At 72.2% G+C, this 3048-nt stretch carries 3 protein-coding genes and 1 pseudogene; all 4 read left to right on the top strand.

The features are described from left to right. A pseudogene (locus F8271_RS30680) lies at positions 1-198 on the top strand (IS5/IS1182 family transposase); the annotation flags it as partial. A gap of 444 nt (positions 199-642) precedes the next feature. Continuing rightward, positions 643-1128 carry a hypothetical protein gene (locus tag F8271_RS30685; protein WP_151493284.1) on the top strand — a complete coding sequence of 162 codons (486 nt, stop codon included), beginning with the start codon at positions 643-645 and terminating at the stop codon, positions 1126-1128. An 82-nt stretch (positions 1129-1210) separates the two neighbouring features. Beyond that, entirely contained in the window at positions 1211-1822 is a 612-nt protein-coding gene (locus F8271_RS30690; RefSeq protein WP_151493285.1) for a class F sortase, read from the top strand. 99 nt (positions 1823-1921) lie between these two features. Continuing rightward, entirely contained in the window at positions 1922-3040 is a 1119-nt protein-coding gene (locus tag F8271_RS30695; protein ID WP_151493286.1) for a magnesium and cobalt transport protein CorA, read from the top strand. Positions 3041-3048 lie beyond the last annotated feature (8 nt).

Genomic DNA, 3048 nt, shown 5'->3' on the forward strand with positions numbered 1-3048 from the left:
AAACGCTGGGTCGTGGAGAGAACCAACTCCTGGATGAACGGCTTCGGCAAGATCCGCCGCTGCACCGACCGCAACGCCCAGATCATCGACTTCTACCTGTACCTGGCCGCAGCGATCGTCACCATCCGTCAACTCATCCAACGAGCCCGCACGCTCTACCGCTGGGACACCCGACCCACCACCCGCCGACTCAAGTAACGCCTATTGCCGGTCGCTCTTATCCCGCCGGCAGAAGCGTGCCGACGGCCAGGTTGATCGGCAACCATGTGGTTGCCTATGGTGCGGCTGGCCCGAGTTGCTGGCCAACCTCAAGACCCTCGTGGAGACCGGCGAGCCGATGCCGGCGCAGCACGCCGGCTGACAGTCTTGGGACAGGCGACGCGATACCTCGCCATCGCCTCAGCGACGACAGCCCGACCGGAGCAGACATCGACCGGAGCACCCGTGCCGGTCGGGCCGTCCGGGCCTTTCCGCAGCTCTCCCCACCTTCGGGTGGACACGTGACGGCAACGAGGATTTCTCATTTTCACCTGATCGAGGCCCCAACCCACCTAGTGTTGGGCACACCGGTGCTAGTCACGGAGTTGGCCACCCGAACGACGTCCCACGCAGTCAGCGGACGAAAAGTGAGGGAAGACGCGTATGAAGGTCTCAACAGCACTCTGTTCAGCGGCGCTCGGCGTGGGCCTCGGCACGCTCCTGCTGCCAGGCGCCGCACTGGCCGACACCACCGTGTCACCGGCCACCACCCCGGTCGGTGGAACCGTCGTGCTCACCGCGACGACCTGCAACCCGAAGTCGGGTGACGCCCTGTTCCGCGTCACCGGCCCCAACCGCGACCAGAACGTCCGATCCACCACGGCGGCCGCGGGCGGCGGGCTGAGCGCCGAACTCTTCACTGCCGGGTTCACCCTGGGCACCTACACGGTGGCCGCCACCTGCGGCGACGGCAGCTCAGCCGGCAGCTCCACGTTCACCGTCACCCCGATCGGCGGCGCGCCCGCCGGCTCCGGCGGCGACAGCCGCGACAACGGCGCCCTAGCCGCCGGAGGCACGCTGCTCGGCACCGCCGCGGCCGGCGCGGTGATCCTGTTCCGCCGGCGCCGTCCGGTGTCCGCCGTCGCCTGACCGGCGACCCGCTCCATCCCTGAGGACGGGTGCCCGTGCCGGTGGCGCGGGCACCCCGACGATCCCGTACGGAGGTGCGCACGTGTGGTGGCGGCGGACCCTCCCGGCCGTGGTCGCCCTGCTCGGCATCAGCGGGCTGGGGCTGATCACGGTCGGCCTCACCGCCGACCCGGCGCGGCCACCACGGCCACCGGCCGGAACACCGGCACGCACCCATCCCGCACCGGACCTGGCGCCGCTGACGCGCGCCGCGCCGGTCCGGGTGCAGATCCCCGCCATCGGGGTACGCGCCGAGATCGTCCCCGTCGGCGCGGACGCCGCCGGGGTGCTGGAAGTGCCACCCCTGGACCGGCCCACCCTCGCCGGCTGGTACCGACACGGGGTCAGCCCCGGCGAGACGGGCAACGCCGTCCTGGTCGGACACGTCGACTCCCCCAGCGGGCCGGCCGTCTTCTTCGACCTCGGTCGCCTGCGCGCCGGCCAGGAGATCCAGGTCACCCGCACCGACGCGCGGATCACCACGTTCACTGTGGACGACGTGCGCGCGTACCCCAAGGACCGCTTCCCCACCGCGCTCGTCTACGGCCCGGCGGACGCCGCCGGGCTGCGCCTCATCACCTGCGGCGGACGGTTCGACGACGCCACCGGCAACTACGTCGACAACGTCGTCGTCTTCGCCACCCGCACCGCCTGAGCCGGGGCCGCCCGCCTGTCGGGCGCCGGACCCCGCTCGGCAGAATGCGGTGGCACCATCCCTGATCGGGGCGGTACGCCGGCGACGGGGAGACACGTGGTGGATCAGCGAGCGGTACGGGACCGGGCCGGCCGCGGCGTACGCGCGCTCGCCCGTCGACTGCTCGGACGGGTCGAGGGCGGCTCCCCCACCCCACGCCGGTCCAACCCGGACGCGGTGGTCGACTGCGCCGTCTACGTCAACGGTCGACGCGAGCCCGGCCGCCCGCACTACGCCGACGCGTACGCCCACGCCCGGCGCGGCCGCGACGCGTTCGTCTGGTTGGGCCTGCACGAGCCGGGGCCGGCGGTGCTCGCCGCGGTGGGACGGACGTTCGGCCTCGACGAGCTGATCGTCGAGCAGGCGCTCGCCGACGGGCACCGGCCCACCGTGCAGCGCCACGGGCCGGTGACGGTGCTGGTGCTGCGCACCGCCGGGTACGTCGAGCACGACGAGCTGACCGACACCTCCGAGGTGATCGACACCGGCGACGTGATGGTGCTGCTCGGCAACCGGTTCGCCATCACCGTGCGGCACGGCGCCACCGGTGCGCTGCGCAGCGTCCGCGCCGACATCGAACGCCGGCCCGCGCTGCTGGCCGCCGGCCCGTGGGCGGTCGCCTACGCGGTCTGCGCCCGGATGGTCGACACCTACCTGGAGGTGGCCGGGCACGTGGAACGGGACCTGGAACGGGTCGAGGAGGCGGTGTTCGCCCGCGACCGTGCCGCCGACATCCAGCACATCTACCAGCTCAAACGGGAGGTCGTGGAGTTCAAGAGGGCGGTCCTGCCGTTGCAGGCGCCGATGCGCACACTGCTCGACACCGACGGCTCGGACGGCTCCGACGGCCCGCCGCGTACGCTGCACCGCTGGTTCGTCGACGTGGACGGCCGACTGAGTCGGGCGGTGGACCGCGTGGCCGCGTACGACGACCTGCTCACCTCGATCGTCCAGTCCCGCCTGGCGCAGCTCGCGGTCGAGCAGAACAACGACATGCGCAAGATCGCGGCGTGGGCGGCCATCGCGGCCACCCAGACCGGCATCGCCGGCATCTACGGCATGAACTTCGACCACATGCCCGAGCTGGCCTGGCGCTACGGCTACGCCGGCGCGGTGGCCCTGATGGCCCTGGCCGCCCTGGCCCTGTACCGCCTGTTCCGCCGCTCCGGCTGGCTCTAACCCCGCGC

Source organism: Micromonospora sp. ALFpr18c (assembly GCF_008868155.1).
Taxonomy (GTDB): Bacteria; Actinomycetota; Actinomycetes; order Mycobacteriales; family Micromonosporaceae; genus Micromonospora.

Coding starts and splice junctions, on each gene's coding strand:
- F8271_RS30685 (WP_151493284.1), top strand. CDS start 643: ATGAAGGTCTCAACAGCACTCTGTTCAGCGGCGCTCGGCGTGGGCCTC.